This is a genomic window from Pedobacter vanadiisoli (genome assembly GCF_042684385.1).
GTDB lineage: Bacteria > Bacteroidota > Bacteroidia > Sphingobacteriales > Sphingobacteriaceae > Pedobacter > Pedobacter vanadiisoli.
In genome coordinates this window covers 490,399-509,644 of record NZ_JBHULL010000008.1, presented here as the reverse complement: position 1 = coordinate 509,644, position 19,246 = coordinate 490,399, and the positions used below count along the sequence as shown (strand labels likewise).

The 19,246-nt window shown below is 38.6% G+C and carries 16 protein-coding genes; 7 read left to right on the top strand and 9 right to left on the bottom strand.

The features are described from left to right. The first annotated feature begins 134 nt into the window (after positions 1-134). Positions 135-1,589 (top strand): alpha-L-fucosidase, encoded by a 1,455-nt coding sequence (locus ACFSR6_RS10875; protein ID WP_379078570.1) that lies wholly within the window; start codon positions 135-137, stop codon positions 1,587-1,589. An 8-nt stretch (positions 1,590-1,597) separates the two neighbouring features. Here the strand turns inward: ACFSR6_RS10875 and ACFSR6_RS10870 are convergent, their stop codons facing one another. The 3 genes from ACFSR6_RS10870 to ACFSR6_RS10860 all read right to left on the bottom strand — a co-directional run bounded on the left by ACFSR6_RS10870 (position 1,598) and on the right by ACFSR6_RS10860 (position 7,275). Further along, positions 1,598-3,124, bottom strand: a complete 1,527-nt coding sequence (locus tag ACFSR6_RS10870) for a rhomboid family intramembrane serine protease (protein ID WP_379078568.1) — start codon at positions 3,122-3,124, stop codon at positions 1,598-1,600. A 7-nt stretch (positions 3,125-3,131) separates the two neighbouring features. Beyond that, on the bottom strand, positions 3,132-3,881 hold the full coding sequence (locus ACFSR6_RS10865) for a class I SAM-dependent methyltransferase (protein WP_379078566.1): 750 nt from the start codon (positions 3,879-3,881) through the stop codon (positions 3,132-3,134). 196 nt (positions 3,882-4,077) lie between these two features. Next, positions 4,078-7,275 carry a S41 family peptidase gene (locus ACFSR6_RS10860; RefSeq protein WP_379078564.1) on the bottom strand — a complete coding sequence of 1,066 codons (3,198 nt, stop codon included), beginning with the start codon at positions 7,273-7,275 and terminating at the stop codon, positions 4,078-4,080. A gap of 74 nt (positions 7,276-7,349) precedes the next feature. On the opposite strand from ACFSR6_RS10860, the gene ACFSR6_RS10855 reads away from it, so the two are divergent. The 4 genes from ACFSR6_RS10855 (at position 7,350) to ACFSR6_RS10840 (ending at position 10,841) form a co-directional block, all read left to right on the top strand. After that, positions 7,350-8,630 carry a glycosyltransferase gene (locus tag ACFSR6_RS10855; RefSeq protein ID WP_379078562.1) on the top strand — a complete coding sequence of 427 codons (1,281 nt, stop codon included), beginning with the start codon at positions 7,350-7,352 and terminating at the stop codon, positions 8,628-8,630. A gap of 136 nt (positions 8,631-8,766) precedes the next feature. Continuing rightward, complete coding sequence (locus tag ACFSR6_RS10850; protein ID WP_379078560.1) at positions 8,767-9,513, top strand: glycosyltransferase family 2 protein; 747 nt, start codon at positions 8,767-8,769, stop codon at positions 9,511-9,513. Between the two features lie 3 nt (positions 9,514-9,516). Further along, entirely contained in the window at positions 9,517-10,209 is a 693-nt protein-coding gene (locus tag ACFSR6_RS10845; protein ID WP_379078558.1) for a hypothetical protein, read from the top strand. Positions 10,210-10,280: 71 nt separating this feature from the next. Beyond that, positions 10,281-10,841 (top strand): type 1 glutamine amidotransferase domain-containing protein, encoded by a 561-nt coding sequence (locus ACFSR6_RS10840; protein ID WP_379078556.1) that lies wholly within the window; start codon positions 10,281-10,283, stop codon positions 10,839-10,841. A gap of 113 nt (positions 10,842-10,954) precedes the next feature. On the opposite strand, the gene ACFSR6_RS10835 is transcribed toward ACFSR6_RS10840, so the two are convergent. The 5 genes from ACFSR6_RS10835 to typA form a co-directional block, all read right to left on the bottom strand. Then, entirely contained in the window at positions 10,955-11,998 is a 1,044-nt protein-coding gene (locus tag ACFSR6_RS10835; protein ID WP_379078554.1) for a hypothetical protein, read from the bottom strand. Between the two features lie 125 nt (positions 11,999-12,123). Further along, positions 12,124-13,314: a serine hydrolase domain-containing protein gene (locus ACFSR6_RS10830; protein ID WP_379078552.1), complete on the bottom strand. Its 1,191-nt coding sequence runs from the start codon at positions 13,312-13,314 to the stop codon at positions 12,124-12,126. Between the two features lie 30 nt (positions 13,315-13,344). After that, on the bottom strand, positions 13,345-14,259 hold the full coding sequence (locus ACFSR6_RS10825) for a lysophospholipid acyltransferase family protein (protein WP_379078550.1): 915 nt from the start codon (positions 14,257-14,259) through the stop codon (positions 13,345-13,347). Between the two features lie 86 nt (positions 14,260-14,345). Then, a complete protein-coding gene (locus ACFSR6_RS10820; RefSeq protein ID WP_379078548.1) occupies positions 14,346-15,332 on the bottom strand; it encodes a lysophospholipid acyltransferase family protein in 987 nt (328 codons plus the stop codon). 92 nt (positions 15,333-15,424) lie between these two features. Next, the gene (gene typA, locus ACFSR6_RS10815; RefSeq protein ID WP_379078546.1) at positions 15,425-17,230 is read right to left on the bottom strand and encodes a translational GTPase TypA; all 1,806 of its coding nucleotides are present in this window, start codon (positions 17,228-17,230) and stop codon (positions 15,425-15,427) included. Between the two features lie 203 nt (positions 17,231-17,433). Between typA and ACFSR6_RS10810 the strand changes: the two genes are divergently transcribed. Continuing rightward, positions 17,434-17,793, top strand: a complete 360-nt coding sequence (locus ACFSR6_RS10810; protein WP_379078544.1) for a DUF4180 domain-containing protein — start codon at positions 17,434-17,436, stop codon at positions 17,791-17,793. A gap of 131 nt (positions 17,794-17,924) precedes the next feature. On the opposite strand, the gene ACFSR6_RS10805 is transcribed toward ACFSR6_RS10810, so the two are convergent. Further along, positions 17,925-18,377 carry a VOC family protein gene (locus ACFSR6_RS10805; RefSeq protein WP_379078543.1) on the bottom strand — a complete coding sequence of 151 codons (453 nt, stop codon included), beginning with the start codon at positions 18,375-18,377 and terminating at the stop codon, positions 17,925-17,927. Between the two features lie 133 nt (positions 18,378-18,510). Here ACFSR6_RS10805 and ACFSR6_RS10800 point away from each other — a divergent pair, with 133 nt between their 5' ends. Then, complete coding sequence (locus ACFSR6_RS10800) at positions 18,511-19,188, top strand: TIGR02117 family protein (protein ID WP_379078541.1); 678 nt, start codon at positions 18,511-18,513, stop codon at positions 19,186-19,188. Positions 19,189-19,246: the final 58 nt, after the last annotated feature.

Below are 19,246 nucleotides of genomic sequence, written 5' to 3'. Positions count from 1 at the left end.
AAAAAATTAAATGTTTGGTATGCTTATGTAACGATCAGGATGGAAAAACAATTTGTTTTTTATCAGTTAAATCTTGAAGCTGTTAAGCCAGTAACCGTAATTATTTGTACTTTAGTTAGATCTAAGCTATAATAATGATGAAATATTTATTAATCTTTTTTTTATCCGTTACAACGGCAGTTTATGCCCAAAAAGCGCCTGAACCTTATGGTGCATTACCCTCTACAAGGCAATTGGCCTGGCACGATGTAGAAGTTTACGGATTGATCCACTTTACCCCAACCACATTCGAAAACAAAGAATGGGGCTATGGTGATGCCGATCCGAAAACATTTAACCCAACAGATTTCGATGCCGATCAAATTATTAAAGCGGCTAAGGCAGGCGGATTAAAAGGCATTATCCTGGTGGCCAAACATCATGATGGTTTTGCCCTGTGGCCAACCAAAACAACAGATTACAACATCAGTAAAAGTCCATTTAGAGCAGGGAAAGGAAATTTGGTTAAAGAAGTGGAACAGGCTGTACGTAAAAACGGTTTAAAATTTGGGGTATACTGCTCGCCATGGGACAGGAATAATGCGCTTTATGGTACTGATAAATACCTGGCCATCTACCAGGCTCAGTTAAAAGAACTTTACAGCAATTTTGGAGAACTTTTTATGAGCTGGCACGACGGTGCGAACGGTGGCGATGGCTATTACGGAGGTGCTAAGGAAAAACGCTCGATTGATAACACTACTTATTACGATTGGAAAAATACCTGGACCATTACGCGCAAAATGCAGCCGATGGCCAATATTTTTAGCGATATCGGTTTAGATATCCGGTGGGTAGGCAATGAAAACGGAAATGCGGCAGAAACCTCATGGGCTACCTTTACACCGATGGCACCAGATGGGAAAAATGAAGCTGTTCCCGGACAGGCAAATTATCCGCAAAGCCCCGGAGGAATAAGAAACGGAAAATTCTGGATGCCGGCTGAGTGTGATGTGCCATTGAGAAAAGGATGGTTTTATCATGCCAACGAACAACCTAAAACCCCTGAAAAACTTTTCGACCTGTATCTAAAAAGTGTGGGCAGAGGTGCAGGGTTAGACCTCGGCTTAGCACCCGATACGCGTGGCCAGCTTCACCAAGATGATGTAGCCGCCCTAAAAACCTTTGGCGATATGGTTAAACATACTTTCGAAAATAACCTGGCAAAAAATGCCGAAGTTAAAGCAAGCAACACCCGGGGTAAAAAATACAACACTGCGGCTCTGCTTGATCATAACAAGGAAACTTACTGGGCTACAGCTGATCAGGTACATACAGCAAGCATCGAACTGAATCTGAAAAGCCCTACTACTTTTGATATCATCAGTTTACAGGAATACATTCCATTGGGACAAAGGATAGAAGCTTATACCGTTGAAATATTTGAAAAAAATGCCTGGAAAAAAGTTTACGATGGCACCAGCATAGGTGCAAAAAGACTGATTAAACTGGATAGTCCTGTTACTACAAATAAAGTAAAAATAAACGTTATCAAATCTCCTGTCTGTATTACACTGAGCGAAATTGGATTGTACAAAAAAACCAGTTAAACCAGTTATTATTCCGGCTTGTAAATAATCTCGAATACTTTTGCCAATGCATTAGAAGTTTCTTTGCTATAGCGATAAGAACTGTCGGCCTTAATATCACGGTACATCAGCATTACAGCACGATGGGATGCCTTGCTTAATTTTATTTTCTCCTTGCGTTCTTCAGCATCTTCAGGCCTTAAATTCAGGGCCTGCATTTGCTTAATGATGACCAGGTTTCTTTCCATGGGTATGATACCATCTTCTTTAATAGAAGCGAGTTTAACATCTTTAGGCAAAGAGATTTTCAAATTCATAATGCCATTGAGTGAACCCATATTACCGTTAAAAGTATCCCTTAATTTGCGATACTCCTCTGTCCCGTATTTCGGGCTAAAATGAAGCACTCCACTAAAAAAAATTAAAAATAAAAGTACTGATACCGCATATCTGGCCCAGGTTTTAACTTCGAAAGTTTTATCCCATTTATAGTTAAGCAGGTAGGTAAAGATAAAACCAGAAACAAAACCACCCATATGTGCCGCGTTATCGACCCTTTTCCCAAACGCCCCATTGATAAGCACCAACAGAGAAACAATCAAGGTGCTTACTAACAATGCTTTGGTAGCCTTTGGTTCGAAAGTTTTGGTAATCAATAAAGCTATAAAAGCGCCATACAAACCCATAATAGCCCCAGAAGCACCCATCATCACGCCTTCCTGGTGAAAAATCAAACTCACCAAGCCGCCACAAATACCACTCATCAAATAAATAAAGAGGTATTTCTTCCAGCCCAGTTTATTTTCTATCATCAAACCCAGGTAAACCAGGGCATACATATTAAAAAATAAATGCGATTTAGATCCGTGGATGAACTGATAGCTGATTAAACGCCAGTATTCGCCCCCAAGCACCAGATTGCGCTGGTTAACGCCAAAATTTAATGCGATCTTTTTGAGTTCTTCTATAAAATCGGGATTATAGTTATTCCCGTTTTTTACAAATTGATACCTAAGGTAAACTATTGAGAAAAGAACAAGCGCTATATAATAAAAGACATTTATGAGTACCAGAATAGGTGTTACAGTGTAGCCTTTTTGAGGGAAAAATAGGAATAATACATTTTTGATCTTATTTTTCGTAGCCAAAGGTGCTTTTTCGAAATAATGATCATCCTGTGTTTCGATAAACCGGTGGAATTTAAACAGATTCTCTTCCCAAACATCTTTCAGGTGGAATTCTACATATTCAAATTCGTGAAAAAATTTCTCCAGGTTCTGATCATTCTTGCCATAATCATTAAAAAGCATTTGGATACCAACACATTCACTCTTTACCACGGCAAAATTTCCATGGATACGTATTGATATTTCTTCACTGTACGATTGAAAGGATATTGGCGTATAGGCAATTAAACCGGTTTCGGAAACATGGCTCAGGCTCCAACCCAGATTTTCGATGGCCTGTTTGGCAACAATTAAATACTTATCTGCCGGAAAATCGGCTAAAGGAATATATTTTTCAATTTTAGGCGAGTACCCCCAACTTATTGACATAGCGTTTTTAGATTTTTTTCGCTACTAAGATAATATAAGGTGATAGATTTTTACTCTCAAATGGGATAATCTTGGTAACTATTTTTCCGGTCAGCCAAACTGCTTTTTTGAATAAACGTACAACAGCCGATTTTTGATCTTCATTTTCTAACCAGACACTAAAACGGCCAAAATAACCTGATTTTACCTCTTTAAGACCGGCTCGCTCGCATATCGATTTCAACAATGCCGGATCCATGCTATCGATATTATGTTTATCATAATTCTCTCTATCAAAATTCCTCTGGAACCAGCCATTAAGAGCCTTAAAATTCGGCAATGTAATAAACAGTGTTCCACCTGGCTTTACAAAGGCAATATGACGGTTAATAATATCGGCAGTATCGTTAAAATGCTCTATTAAACCGCAGCTTAGTACCAAGTCATATTGTTTTTCAGGTGTGTAGTTAAAAAGATCGGTTTCGATGATTTGGATATCTTTTTCAGTTAAATCATTTTTCTCCAAAAGCTCTTTTACCACAGGTGGATGAACAAAATAATCCAATAGGGTTACATCAAGCTTAAAATATTTTTTCAGGAACACGGCATAATAACCAGGGAAACCTCCCAGTTCGATGGCAGTTTTAACGTGGTCTTTTTGGATAACATCAGCAAGCTGACGATGGAATAAATAATTTGAGGGTAACTGAACCGCAAGTCCTTTTTTACTTTCCCAATAATTTACCCAAAAAGCCCTGTCGGTTAATAAATTTGCCATGTTTTAAATAATTCCAAGCTCAAAGAAACGGAAAGTATATTAAAGTTGAAAGGTTTGCATTGCTGGATTGTTAAATTGTTTTATTGCTCAATTGCTTTATTTTATTGTTGGATATGCTACAATATAACAATCCGACAATAAAACAATATTTTTGCACCATACCCGAATAACCGATTTAAACAGTAACCGATTAACCCTATTTCAGATCTTTCAAAATTTCAGCTACCGCCCTTTCAAGCTGAGGATCTTTATTGGCCAAACGGTCTTCGAAAGTGTTTTTCACAAAAATATCGGGTTTTACTCCTTCTTTTTCTATGTTTTTGCCATCCATGGTATAGCAGCCCCAGGATGGTAAACGGTAAGAAGATCCATCAACCAAGCCTTTAGCCGAGGTAAAAATAATCCATCGATAAGTTTCTGTACCGATAATTTTCCCCAATTTTAACTGTTTAAAACCAGCTGCAGTCATTTCGGCATCACTTAACGATTGCTCATTAATGAGTAACACAATCGGTTTTGCAGCCGGGCCAAAATTACTTTGCGGAGCCAATTTACCCCCACGGTATTTCCATTGCAGGTAAGGGCGCTGCGAAAGGAATTTCAGTACATCATCGTGTACGTTCCCGCCGGTATTATAACGGAGATCGAGGATTATAGCTTCTTTGTTTTCTTCCTGGGCAACCATATCCAGCAAAAAGGTTTCCAGTTCGCCACTACCCATATTTTTCATATAAGAATAAGCAATACGGTTATTGCTCCACTTATCTACATTTTGGTGGTTTTTGGTAATCCACTCATCGTAAAGATTTCCGCGTAAAGCACCTGAACTTTCAGGATGTACATTTACATAAACATCTTTTCCATCGCGTTTAAACGTTAAAGTCATTTCGCGGTCGAGCGAAGGTTTGCTGAAATAATAATCACGGTCTATTTTCTCATCTACCTTAACCCCGTTTACTTCTGTTAAAATATCTCCTGCTAAAATTTTTGTTCCAGTACGCGCAGCATTACTTTTAGCCGCAATACGTTCTACTTTCAAAGGATTTTCATTATCGAAAATAATCCCTGTTTCATTAGTGATATATGTAAGGTTTTTGCGCTCTTCAGCGCCTGCGCTGTTAAAGCCCATATGCGAAGAATTCAGTTCGCCCAGCATATCATTCAATAAAACTCTTAAGTCGCTTCTGTTATTTACATAAGGCAGATATGCAGCATAGCGTGTCCTCATTTTATCCCAGTCTACGCCATGAAATTTTTCGTCGTAAAAATTTTCGTCCAAACCTACCCAGGTTTCGTAAAACATCTGGTTAAATTCGGCATTCAGGTTCCTGGTAAATTTATAACCATGATCTATCCTATCAAGCTTATTGCCTTCCAGGCTGTATTTATTGATAACACCCCTCGATAAAACAAAGAATTTATCACCCGATGAGACAATCAAATAATCGCCACCATCGGCAACTTTTTCGGTTTTATTGGCTTCAAAAGGTTCAATTGTAGTACGGTAAAGGCCTGGCGCCCCTCCTTCATGGTTAGATGAATAAAACACATAGGTTTTATCGCCTTTGGCAAAAGCATCTGTTCCATACTGGCCACCAAATGAAGGGCCAACCAATTCTATTCTGTCAAGGATATCCTGCGTATTAATGGTAATTACATCGGCTGGCTTAGGTGTAGGCTTAACTTCATTTTTCTTTTTAGCCGTATCGGTTTTTGTTTTTTTGTCATTTTTATTTTCAAGCACTATAGGCTTAACATCCGTCGGCGCTGGCTTGCTTTCTTTAAACAGATCATCGAACTTATCAGAACGGTAAGGATCATCATAATTGTTCAATGCCATCCGGTAAATATGCGCATTCTGCATTCCTGTCGGATAGGACGGCTTGGTACGGGCGCTGGTAAAAAAAATATACTTACCGTCTGGTGACCATGCCAGACCAGTTTCTGTAACACCGGTATTGGTTAAGTTAATTGTTTTATTGTTTTTAATGTGGTGCACCATAATATCCTGTTCAAAATTCCGGTACACCGTAAAAAGTATATATTCGTCATTTGGCGAAAAACTTGGCGACGAGCTCTGTATCGCCCAAAATTCATCGGTTACCAAAGTTTTAGCATCAAAAGTTTTAAGATCCATGAGTTTAAGTTCATTTCTACCACTTAAATACACTGCCATGGTTTTGGTTTTATTCAAGGTGATATCACGCACATTTGCTTTATCTTTTGTAAGCTGTTTTATCGCCCCTTTTCCATCACCGGTAATGGTAAACCAGTTCTGGTAACCGTTAGCCGTTTGGCTGAATAAAATTGTTTTGTTATCGGCCAGCCACTTACACTCTAAAGCACGTTCGCCGCTATTGGTAATTTTACGGATAAACTTTCCGTCGGCATCACTCACAAATACTTCGCCACGCGAAATAAAAGCCATCTTTTTCCCATCTGTAGAAACATCGAATGCCGAAATATTGCCACGTACATCATATTCCTGCTCTTTGCTCAACACCTGATTGCGTGTGGTACTGATATTGATTTTTTCAGTTTTTTTAGAAGCTACATCGTAAGTATATAACTGGTAATCTTTTTCGAATACAACGGTTGTTCCATTGGCCGAAACAAAAGGACGTTTAATGGAAGTATCGAAATTGGTTAGACCCGTTTTTTTTCCGTTGATAAAGGTATAAAGGTTGTATTCATCATTGCCCTCATCCGAAACGAAAAATACATTACCCTTTTGGTCAACACTGGTCCAGAAATCCTTTCCTATATAATCAGTATACCGTTTATAACTTTTCGTTTTTGGATTGTATGATTGGTTATCGGGATTATATGCGCCTTTATAGTGCTTGCGGTTTGGAAAACGGTAACTCTCCCAGGTATCATTAAAAAACAGTTCTCCCGTTGGCGACTCGGCAATATGATGGGTAGTATTAAAATAATTATCGAACAGGCGAACGGCTGTACCTCCGTTTACCCCTACTTTATAACTCGAAAACGAATTGTACCGGCCAGAGGTAAAATAGATGGTTTTTGAATCCCAGCTCCAGTTATCTACTTCGTCAGATGCATCATTAAATGTTAACTGTTTGATATCGCCTCCTGCCAAAGGCATTACGTAAATGTCGTAATTTCCAAACTGATTGGAAGAAAAGGCTATCCATTTGCCATCTGGAGATACTTTAGGGTTAATTTCTTCGCCCTGCATGGCTGTGAGCCTTGAAGCTACTCCTCCCTTAACCGGAACTTTCCAGATATCCCCATCATAACTGAATACTATTGTCTGCGCATCGGGCGTTAAAGCAGGGTATGCTGCAAAATAGGTTTGGCCTTGGGTAAAAGAGCAAAGAGGCACAAAAAAAGCTAATGCGATTAGCCGTTTTAACAGGAATTTGATCATAATTTATTTTGTTTGGCTTTGGATGCCTCAAAATACGCAACAGATTTTATATTCGTAAACAATAAAATGTATTTTTGATTGATTTGAAAGTAGTACACCTAAATACCTACGATGGAAATGGCGGAGCAGGGCGTGCCTGTTTGCGTTTAAGTGATGCCCTAAAGGCTAGTGGAATCGATTCGAAAGTGTTGGTTTACTATAAATTTGGACAAAACCCAAAGATAGATACCTTTAGCAAATCGCCAATCCAAAAGGCAAAGGCGGTTTATAATATCCTGGCGGAAAGGTATTTCGCCAAATGGTTAAGTAAATCGGTAAAAACACCATTTAGCCTGCAATGGTTCGGCCGTTCGGTAATTCACCATCCCGATGTTAAAAATGCCGATATTATCCATATACATTGGATTAACCATGGCTTTCTTAACCCTAAATTTTTAGCGCAGCTGGATGAACTGGAAAAACCGATTGTATGGACTTTTCATGACAGTAATGCGTTTACCGGTGGGTGCCATGTGCGTTACGGATGCGAAAACTTTCATCATCAATGCGGTAACTGCCCCATTTTAAAAATCAGTGGTAAAAACGATATTTCGCACAAGACCTGGCTGCGCAAACAAAAAGCTTACACCGAATTGAATTTCCATATCGTGGCACCCAGTAAATGGATGGCCGCATCAATAAAATTCAGCAGTTTGCTTGGCACAAGGAAAGCCACTGTTATCCCGAATACCATCGAAACAAAAATTTTCAAACCTTACGTTAAATCGGAAGCCAAAAAAATCCTGAAGATCAATCCGGATAAATTTGTACTGATGAGTGGTTTTATGCCCTCCAAAAATGATAAACACAAAGGAACCCCTTATCTGATCGAAGCACTGGAAATCCTCTCCCGCCGCACCGGAATACAGAAAGAAAATATTGAATTGGTTATTTTTGGGAATAAGGAGAATGTCGAAATGCCCGAATTTCCTTTTAAAACCACTTTTCTGGGCACCATTAATAAAGACGACCATTTGGCAAAATGTTATTCTGCAGCCGATGCTTTTATCACCCCTTCTCTTGAAGATAATCTGCCTAATACGGTAATGGAAAGTTTAGCATGCGCCACACCGGTAATTGCCTTTACCACAGGTGGCATTCCGGATATGGTGAAACACATGCAGAACGGCTACCTGGCCGAATACCAGAATGCAGAAGACCTGGCAAATGGCATAGAGTGGCTTTATCACCGCCCGAATAAAGAGGAAATCCAAAAAGCAGCAAGGTTAAGCATTTTAACCGATTTTTCGGAAGAGGTTGTTGCCGCAGAACACATCCATCTTTATGAAACATTGGTTGATTTACAGCCTAAATAAAAGCAATCATTTACATTGATTTTATGTGTAAATATCCATTCAACAATACAAATGTTTACCAAATTTCATTTTAATTTCATCAGCCAAAATTTGAGTAATCTTTATTAAATTTACTCCGATCCAAAAAGTCCAACTCTTGCCAAAGCTAACAATCATCACCATTGTGTATAATAACGTTCGTGATATAGAACGCACAATAAAATCGGTTTTAAATCAAACCTACAAAAACATTGAATATATCGTTATTGATGGCGCTTCGACCGATGGCACACTACAAGTGGTTGAACAGTACAAGAATCAGATTTCGAAAATCATATCTGAACCCGACAAGGGTATATACGATGCCATGAACAAAGGTTTAGCCCTGGCTACAGGCGATTATGTACTTTTCATGAATTCGGGCGATGAAATCTACGATCCCAAAACCGTTGAGGATATTTTTGCGAGCTCGCCGGGTGCCGATATTTATTATGGCGAAACTGAAATGTACAATGATAACTGGGAAAGTTTAGGCCGCAGAAGGCATGAAGCACCCGAAGAATTTGACTGGACCAGTTTTAAATATGGCATGAGCATCAGTCACCAGGCCATTTATATCCGCCGTAGCATTGTTACACCTTATGATTTAACCTATAGATACAGTTCAGATATCGACTGGATTATTAAAGCAGCTAAAAAGGCATCTAATATTGTTAATGTTAACCGTTATGTAGCCAAATACCTGGTAGGTGGCATGAGTAAGAAAAAACACCGCGAAAGCTTAAAGGAACGGTTTAAAATCTTTACCAAATATTATGGTTTGTTACCCAACATCTTTAACCATATGGTTATTGCTGTCAATTTAGCCTTATATTTTGTGAAACACCGCAGAACGAACGACTAGCTTATGAATGAGGAAATTAACGAACTACTCTCTATTTATAAGCAGGAAAAAGAACTGATAGAATCTTTAATCAAAGAAGACGAAATTGATCATGATTATAAAGCTGTTTATCTTAAATCTAAAATCCTGAATAGGATCAAACAGCAGATCAGAACAATCGAACTGTTTATTGATCCACATTTACAGGAAAAGGAACAGCTGAAAAGAAGATCCGATTTTTTTGCCGAAATGGACAGGAATGGGTTAGCTAAAGATTATTATGCCTTTCAACTCGAAAAGATTAATCATGAACTTGAACAATTAAACAACTTCACACCAGGTTATTTTAACGATGGGCAGGAATTTGACGATGCTGTATTTAACCTTGTTGAAAATAAAATCAGTGCTTTCATTTTTAACCTGCGTAAAGAAGAAAACCTTTATCTGAAATTTTCGACCAAAAAGAATCAAATCATTATCCGTTTAACCCCATTCGCGGATATCCTGGCTAGCAATTATTTTATTAAATCTACAATAAACGTGCTTAAGCAAATCGGATTTAAAAAAAACAAATCGCGTACCTGTTTTCAGATGAAATACCCATTGGAGAGCTTTAAAGATGCCATTCCAGTTAAAACAATTGCGAGCAGGGTAATTTATGAGGCCTTCTATAACTACCAGATAAATCAATCAACAACCTTGGAGATTATTCCCTAATCTCAGATTTCTGAAACAATAATTTTTCTCAGCTGTCTTTAATATATCACCTATTAAAAACATTAAAGATTATGGGACAATTAAGTAACCGCACCATTGCTGTACTTTCAGAAAGCGGATTTGAAGAAGTTGAATTAACCGAGCCAGTAAAAAGGTTAAAGGAAGAAGGAGCTACGGTTCACATTATCTCCTCAAAAAGTGGACAAATAAAAGCCTGGGATCATGATCATTGGTCTATAGAAGTTGATGTAGATAAAACCATTGCCGAGGCAAATGCCGATGACTATAATGGATTGCTTTTACCCGGTGGTGTAATTAACCCCGATCAGCTACGGATTAACGGAGATGCACTGTCTTTCGTAAAATCGTTTTTTGCCGATGGAAAACCAGTGGCAGCCATTTGCCATGGTCCGCAAACATTAATCAATGCTGATGTGGTTCAAGGCCGAAAATTAACCTCTGTAAAAAACATTTCTCAGGATCTGATTAATGCAGGGGCAATATGGTCAGATGAGGAAGTTGTTGTAGACCAAGGGTTGGTTACCAGCCGTACGCCGGAAGATATACCTGCTTTTAACGATAAAATTGTGGAGGAATTTGCCGAAGGTGTTCATGAAGGGCAGCACGCCTAAAAACTTTGGACGCTCTTTCTAGATTCACTCAAAAACGGCTGGCAAATTGCCCGTCGTTTTTATTTTAGTCTTTTTTGTGCGGATGGTAACATCTTACATCACTGATAAGTCAATTACAATTTAACCTGCCTGATGATATTTTTAATGTTCAATTCAATAATATCGGTCATGGTTCTGCACCTCAGGTAATTTGTATCTTTAAAATAATCACTCATACCCTGTTTAAGCAAAGCGATATTTTCCGGTGTGGTAAGTTCCTCTTTGTTCGAAACATCGCGAAGATCCGTTAATCGGTGCCGTTCACTCCTCACCCGGTGCACAATCGATGAGCGTTCTTCCTGCTGGTATTGCAGTACCGTTTTCTCCGTCAATTGTTCCATGCTCATTTTTACGTACGGCAGATTTTCTTTAAAAAACTGTGGGAGGTAAACCTTTAAATTCCCTTCGTAAAACTGCTGGTCAAAATCTATTGCCCTAATGCGGAACTGGATATCATCAAAATCAGGTGTAATCTGTACCACAAAATTATACGCACGCATATCGCCCAAAAGCATAATTAAACAGCGCTCATTAAACTTCACAAACTCCTTGGCAATACGGGTAGGATTAAATTCTGGCGTATACAACTGTCCTTTGGTAAAAACATCTCCCGGAATACCGGCAATATGTTCTTCCACCAAAGTATCGCCATCAACCAGGTAATTTACCTGATTGGGAGAAAGGATCTCTTCCATTTCCAATCCATATATACGCGACGCATCAGCCTTTTTGATATAAAAATAATCGTAAACATCATTCAGTCGGTTTACAATCCTGATGCGGAAAGGATGTGTATTGCCAAATGTGCAGTATTCAATTTTATCGATGTATTTATGCTCTACAATCCGCAGGTTACCAGATGCCTTTAAATTGGCATAAATTTCCTTTAAGCCTTCGTGTAAGAGTCCGATTAAATCCTGGGCATAAATAGGTCCTTCCCAAAGTGAATCTTTACCAAATTTATCCATTAACGGGAAGGCTTCATTAAACTGCATCAGATCGTTGTAGCCGATCGGCAATTTCGCTTCGCGCTGGTAGGTACGCAGGTATTTCTGCAGGGCAGGCGTAACCGGAAAAATCGGTTTCTTTTTTGAAATTTTTACATCGTTATTTTCCATGCAAGGGCAATGTACATTTTTAAAAATTTAGCCGCAAAAACATGGCTCCTTTCTTTTCCTACTGCAAAGGACACCAAGTTTTACGCAAAAGACACGGAGTAAAAGCTACATAGCATACTTTGCAGTTAATTCTTCGGATAACTAAAAGGTAAGCCACTTAAATACCTGCTGATTTTCCGGTAAGGATAATTACCCGCACCATGGTCGGCAAACTGCACAATAATGGTATTTGTTTTCGGATCAACATATAACCTCTGCCCCAACATCCCTTCAGCAGCATAATCTCCTTTATCACCTTCCTGAGGGATCCACCAAAGGTAATGATGAGCAGATTTTTGCCATCCCTTTGCTGATGCGGGTATTTCGCTACCAATATTGATTGATTGATTTACCCAGTTTTCAGGAACAACCTGATTGCCATTGTACCTACCTTTATTCAAATACAGGCGACCTATTTTAGCTAAATCTATTGCTGTTACCTGAAAACGGCTTGCAGTATTTGTTAAACCATTTACCTGATCCAGTCCCCAGGTTGCATTATATTCGGCCCCGATCTGTTTCCATACGTGGCTTTCGAAATACTTGGCGACCGATTTGCCACTTGCTTTTTTCAGAACCCAACCCAATAAAATCGGATCGATACTTTTATATACCCAAACCGTACCAGGTTTGTTAACCAATTTTACTTTCATTAATTGAGCCTGCATATCATCAGTATAATAATATTTGGCTTCGTCAGAAAAAAATGCTTTTACAATCCCGCCCAATGCGTCTTTGAACTCTAGTCCAGATTTCATATCCAACAGGTTTTTTAAAGTAATCTGTTCGAAAGCGGGGTTCGATTTTAATTCAGGGATATATCTTGTTACCTTATCATTAAGGCTTTTAATACTACCATCGGCCAATGCCTGCCCAATCATAATAGAAATCATGCTCTTTGCTCCCGAAAATATGGTACTTAAAGTACTATCACTGTAACCTTTATCATACCTTTCGTACAGCACACTATCATTCCTGATCACGATAAAGGCATTAACCTGCCCATTTTTTAAGTAAGTCTTTAACGGAATCATCCGGTTATTTCCATCCCGCACATGTAAAGTGTCTAAATCATTGCGTGCTTTTGCCGCCCTGGTAAAATGAAAGACCGAATCGCTTTTATGCGAAATTTCCTGTGGGAAAATTTTATAGGTTTCGGCATTTGGTGTCCTGTATTTTAATACCTTTAAGAGGTACGGTTTCCAAAGAAATAAGGCAAACAATGATAAGAAGAATGCATAGATCAGCAGCAATAATATTTTTTTGAACGTTTTCATTTAAAGGCAGAATATTCACAAATATAAATATTATGCCTGTTTTAACATTTCATTATCAATAAATGCAGTTGCCGTTTTTGGTTTATATTTCCATCTTTTATGGCTCCACAACCAATATTCCGGTTTGTCTTTAATCATCTGTTCTAAAAAACGAGTGTGCAGTTCGGTAATTTCAAATTCAGCGGTTTCAGCCGGGTTTAAACATAACGGAATACAATCTACGCTATAAAAACCCCGTTTAAGCACATTTATCTTAAAATAAAATATCGGTTGACCCGTACGTTTAGCAATTTTTTCTATCCCCAGTTGTACCGAACTGGGCTGGTGCAAAAAAGTAGTCCAGTAATGGGACTCATCTTTAGAAGGCGCCTGGTCGTTCCCAAAACTAAAGATGCTGGGTTTGCCTTTGCTGGCCTGTAAAGCGCGCATGGTCTGCCGCATGGCAATGAGCTTATTTCCAAACCTGCTTCTTACTTTTTTAAACCAGTTATCGAATGTCGGGTTTGATAAAGGTTTATAAATAGGGTAATGATCTGCAACAAAATTGAGTCCGATACCCAATGTGCCCCACTCCCAGTTACCGTAGTGGGCCGAACAAACGAGTATACTTTCACCACGGTTTAAATAAGCTTGAACCTGTTCTTTATTTTTAAAAACAAAACGCTTTTCTATTTCTTTTTTGGAGATGCTACTCATCTTAATAATTTCGAATATCAATGATCCCAGGTAGCGATAGTAACGTTTTTCGATAAGCACAATTTCTTCTAACGTTTTATCGGGAAGCGCGTTCAATAAATTTTCCCGCACCACTTTACGCCGGTAGCCGAAAACAAAATAAAGCAACAGATAGGCTCCATCGGCTAAAATGTATAAAACAGACAGTGGGAACAGGGATAATACGCCTAAAAAAAATATTCCCAAATAGGAAATTCCCTTTTTTATCATATATAAGCAGTTGAAATGCTAAATTAAAAAGCAATTCAAAAAATTGTGCCACAAAAATGTTAGGTTTTTAATTTCAGGTAAATGGATTATACCATCGCATCCAAGATATCCTGATCTTTAGATACCGTTTCAACACGTTTTGGCGGGCGTTTATATTTCCACCTGCGGTGACTCCACAACCAATAAGCAGGTGCCTCTTTGATCATGTCTTCCAAGAAACGGGTATGCAGTTCGGTAATTTCAAATTCGGTGGTTTCAGCCGGGTTTAAACAGATCGGAACACAATCCACCTCGTAATATCCCCTTTTTACAGTATCAATTTTGAGGTAAAAAACCGGACGATTGGTTTTCTTAGCAATCTTTTCTACGCCCAGTTGAATCGAAGATTCCTGATTTAAAAACGTTGTCCAATAGGTCGAATCTTCTTTTGAGGGTGCCTGATCACTTCCGAAAGTAAACAGGGTCGCTTCATTTTTACTGGCTTGTATAGCCCTTAAGGTCTGGCGCATAGATACCATGCGGTTACCGAACCTGCTCCTCATATCCAGAAACCAATTGTCAAAAGTATCGCTGCTCAACGGCTTGTAAATGGGGTAATGTTCGCCGGAAAATGTTAAACCGATGGCCATACAAACCCATTCATAATTACCAAAGTGTGCTGAACACAAAATTACACTTTCCTGGTTTTGAAGGTAGGCTTCAACAAGATCTGCATTCTTAAAAACAACCCTCTTATGAAGTTCTTTTTTAGAGATACTCTTCATTTTGATCACCTCAATAAAAAGCGAGGCCAGAAACTTATAGAATTTTTTTTCGATCGACTTTAGTTCAGTAACACTTTTTTCAGGAAATGCGTTAAGCAGGTTTTCTTTAACCACTTTTCTTCGGTAGCCGAAAACATAAAAAATCAGCACATAAAAAGCATCTGCCAATCGGTATAAAATGAATAGCGGTAAGAGAGAGAGTAAATTCAGTAAAACTATACCCGCCTTGGATAACCCTTTATTAATCACTAAATTATAATGTTTGGTATAATGGGCAAAGGTACAGTTGAATAAACGATCAATTGCCACAAAATTGTTTTTTTATTAAAACGCTTATCGCTTAAACGCAAAAAAGCTCCGATTTATATCGGAGCTTAATTATTTATTTATGGTTAAAGGGCTTAAGCGAACTGCTTTCCTTTAACTTTACGTTCCTGCTCTGTTAAGAAGATTTTACGTAAACGCATACTTACCGGCGTAACCTCGATATACTCATCGGCCTGGATGTATTCCATTGCCTCTTCTAAAGAGAATTTAATGGCTGGTGCAATACGTACGTTATCGTCACTTCCTGATGCACGCATGTTGGTTAAAGCTTTACCTTTTACGATGTTGATCACTAAATCATTATCGCGGATGTGCTCTCCCAAAATTTGTCCTTCGTAAATATCAACTCCCGGATCAACGAAGAAACGGCCTCTATCCTGTAATTTATCGATCGAATATGCGGTAGTAGTACCTTTATCCATTGAGATCAACACACCATTTAAACGGCCAGGGATGGTTCCTTTCCAAGGCTCGTAAGCTTTGAAGCGGTGTGCCATAATTGCCTCACCTGCTGTAGCGGTTAAAACGTTGTTACGCAAACCGATAATACCACGCGAAGGGATCTCGAACTCTAAGTGTTGTAAATCGCCTTTTGGTTCCATAATCAATAACTCACCTTTACGCTGCGTTACCAATTCGATTACTTTACCAGAAACTTCTGCAGGTACATCAACAATTAAAGTTTCAACCGGCTCGTGCTTCTTACCATCGATTTCTTTAACGATAACCTGTGGCTGACCCACCTGCAATTCATAACCTTCACGTCGCATGGTTTCAATCAATACAGATAAGTGAAGAATACCACGGCCATATACCAACCATGAATCGGCACCTTGAGTTTCAACAACTTTCAATGCCAGGTTTTTTTCCATCTCTTTAATCAAACGATCTTTGATCCGCTGAGAAGTTACCAGTTTACCTTCTTTACCGAAGAAAGGAGAGTTATTGATGGTAAACAACATGTTCATTGTTGGCTCATCAATGCTGATTACCGGTAATTGTTCTGGTGCTTCAAAATCAGCAATAGTATCACCAATTTCAAAACCATCAATACCTACCACAGCACAGATATCGCCAGAGCTTACTTCTGTAGCTTTTACTTTTCCTAAACCTTCAAAAGTATAAAGTTCTTTTACCCTTGATTTTACAATTTTGCCATCGCGTTTAATTAAAGTAACCGGTTGGTTTTCTTTAATTGTACCACGGTGAACACGGCCAATTGCAATACGACCTACGAAAGAAGAATAATCTAACGAGGTAATCTGCATCTGTAACGTACCTTCATTTATTGGTGCAGGTGGAATATTAGCCACAACGGCATCCAACAACGGGAAAATATCAGTTGTAGGCACTTTCCAGTCTGTACTCATCCATCCTTGTTTAGATGAACCATAAATAACCGGAAAATCCAATTGTTCTTCTGTAGCCTCAAGGTTGAAGAACAATTCGAAAATCTGCTCATAAACCTCTTCAGGACGGCAGTTTTCTTTGTCTACTTTGTTTACCACCACAATTGGTTTTAAACCCAGTGCCAAAGCTTTTTGCGTTACAAAACGCGTTTGAGGCATTGCTCCTTCAAAAGCATCACAAAGCAAAAGTACACCATCGGCCATTTTTAAAACACGCTCAACCTCACCACCAAAATCCGCGTGACCAGGAGTATCGATGATATTGATTTTTACATCTTTATACCTCACCGAAACGTTTTTAGATACGATAGTGATACCACGTTCGCGCTCTAAATCGTTGTTATCCAATATCAATTCTCCTGTTTGTTCGTTGTCACGAAAAATAGAACAAGAGTGTAAAATCTTATCAACCAAGGTAGTTTTTCCGTGGTCAACGTGTGCTATAATAGCTATATTTCTAATCTTTTGCATAAAATGCGCCTCAAATTTGGCGCAAAGATAGTGTTTTGAAATGGATTTTCTACTATAAGAGCTACTATTTAATGCTATGATAATGTTGCAATTATCTCTTTTTCAAACATAAACGCAAACAGTTGTTTTCTTTGCACAGGAAAGATTCTTAAAAAATAGAATTTGTAACTTGCCAGCCATAACCCTTAAATATGAAAGCTACAATGAAAATAGAGACACACACTGTAAACAATATCAACATTGCTGAAATTATTTCGGAAGAAATGATCATCAATAATGCCGAAGATGGGCTGGACCTTTTAGGAAATCTATATTACCAGGGTTTTGATAAAATCATTATCGACAAGAAAAATATCACACCAGATTTCTTCGACCTGAAAAACGGGATAGCAGGTGAAATACTTCAAAAATTTTCGAATTACCGTGTAAGCCTGGCTATTGTGGGCGATTTTAGCGCATACCAAAGCAAGAGCATTAAAGATTTTATTTACGAAAGCAATAAAGGCAAGCATATTAATTTCCTGGCATCAACAGCCGGAGCATTGCAGCGTTTCGCCGGTTAAGCCATTTGCCCGCGAACTTTGCAACATTGAGCTTTGCCTGTATTGAGCTTGACGCAGTATCGAAATACTTTAAGCGGTGTATGATACGTCTCCGACAAGTTCAGGATTGACAATTTTATATAAGATTACATTTAAATACCTGCATTTAACCAGTCCTGATAAGAAATTACCCCTAAATCTGGTTTAGCCTCACCTTCTAAAATCGCGATGAATTCGAGCGCATGCCCATCGGGATCGTTAAAATAAATGGCTACAGCAGGCATCCAGGCAAATACCATAGGTGCAGCATCATCACTTTTTAAGAAATTATAAGGCTTCAGATGATGTTGTGTTAAAAAACTAACTGATTTATCGAGCACATCAGCTACCTCACACCTGAATGCAAAATGCCTGATATCGATTTCATCCTTTGGTTTTTCCCAGATACCCAGCATGGCTTCCTGCGGTTTGCCGATCCAGAAAAATGCAATCCTGCGTTCTTCTTCGTAATGGCATTGTGTTAAACCCAAAACATTGCTGTAAAAATCTATCGATCTTTCCAGATCTGTTACGTAAATATGTGTTTCAAATAGTCCCTTTATCATATTGTAAAATTAGGGAGAAGTGACAGTCATAAAAAATCATGTTTTTCGATGCCGGTATCAACAAAATCAATATTAAGCGTTTGGGTTACCAAAAACATTCATTTTGTATTAAAGATAAAATAACCAGGATAGCATGAATAAACGGTTTTTAAAATACACAGGTAGGTTTTGTACCGTTTTTATCCTTTTGATCGGAGTTTATTTCCTCACCGCTTTTTGCGCCTCACGGATAACCGTAAACCCCAATCCTACAAATCCAAAAGAAATTGCAATTTACATTATGACGAATGGTATACACACGGATATTGTAGTACCTGCAGTTACCGCACAGCTAAACTGGACGAAAGAAATCCGTTATCAAAACACTTTAGCGGCCGATAGCACTTATCGGTACCTGGCCATGGGCTGGGGCGATAAAAAATTCTACCTCGAAACACCCCAATTTTCTGACCTGAAACTTAGCAATGGTTTGAGGGCAATTTCCGGATTAAGCTCGTCAGCTATGCACACTACCTATTACCAAAATATACAGGAAGATGCAAGCTGTAAAAAAATTATGATCAGTAAAGCACAATACCAACAGCTGATCCATTACATCTTAAATAGTTTTAAAAAAAATAAAGAAGGGCATCTGATCAAGGTCAAATCGAACATTCACTATGATGTAGGTGATGCTTTTTATGAAGCTAAAGGCAGTTACAGTATTTTTAAAACCTGCAATACCTGGGCAAATGCCGCACTAAAGGCTTGCGGGCAAAGAAGCTGCCTTTGGACAATTTTTGACACAGGCATTTTTATTAAATACAGATAGTTTAAAGGGCAGAAAGGCGTAAAACGTTTACATGGTTTGCTTTACACATTGTTGTAAA

What these genes read in the sequence shown, in the direction of transcription:
- ACFSR6_RS10875 (WP_379078570.1), top strand. Translation starts at nt 135, where the DNA reads ATGATGAAATATTTATTAATCTTTTTTTTATCCGTTACAACGGCAGTT.
- ACFSR6_RS10870 (WP_379078568.1), bottom strand. Translation starts at nt 3,124, where the DNA reads ATGTCAATAAGTTGGGGGTACTCGCCTAAAATTGAAAAATATATTCCT.
- ACFSR6_RS10865 (WP_379078566.1), bottom strand. Translation starts at nt 3,881, where the DNA reads ATGGCAAATTTATTAACCGACAGGGCTTTTTGGGTAAATTATTGGGAA.
- ACFSR6_RS10860 (WP_379078564.1), bottom strand. Translation starts at nt 7,275, where the DNA reads ATGATCAAATTCCTGTTAAAACGGCTAATCGCATTAGCTTTTTTTGTG.
- ACFSR6_RS10845 (WP_379078558.1), top strand. Translation starts at nt 9,517, where the DNA reads ATGAATGAGGAAATTAACGAACTACTCTCTATTTATAAGCAGGAAAAA.
- ACFSR6_RS10840 (WP_379078556.1), top strand. Translation starts at nt 10,281, where the DNA reads ATGGGACAATTAAGTAACCGCACCATTGCTGTACTTTCAGAAAGCGGA.
- ACFSR6_RS10835 (WP_379078554.1), bottom strand. Translation starts at nt 11,998, where the DNA reads ATGGAAAATAACGATGTAAAAATTTCAAAAAAGAAACCGATTTTTCCG.
- ACFSR6_RS10830 (WP_379078552.1), bottom strand. Translation starts at nt 13,314, where the DNA reads ATGAAAACGTTCAAAAAAATATTATTGCTGCTGATCTATGCATTCTTC.
- ACFSR6_RS10825 (WP_379078550.1), bottom strand. Translation starts at nt 14,259, where the DNA reads ATGATAAAAAAGGGAATTTCCTATTTGGGAATATTTTTTTTAGGCGTA.
- typA (WP_379078546.1), bottom strand. Translation starts at nt 17,230, where the DNA reads ATGCAAAAGATTAGAAATATAGCTATTATAGCACACGTTGACCACGGA.
- ACFSR6_RS10810 (WP_379078544.1), top strand. Translation starts at nt 17,434, where the DNA reads ATGAAAATAGAGACACACACTGTAAACAATATCAACATTGCTGAAATT.
- ACFSR6_RS10805 (WP_379078543.1), bottom strand. Translation starts at nt 18,377, where the DNA reads ATGATAAAGGGACTATTTGAAACACATATTTACGTAACAGATCTGGAA.
- ACFSR6_RS10800 (WP_379078541.1), top strand. Translation starts at nt 18,511, where the DNA reads ATGAATAAACGGTTTTTAAAATACACAGGTAGGTTTTGTACCGTTTTT.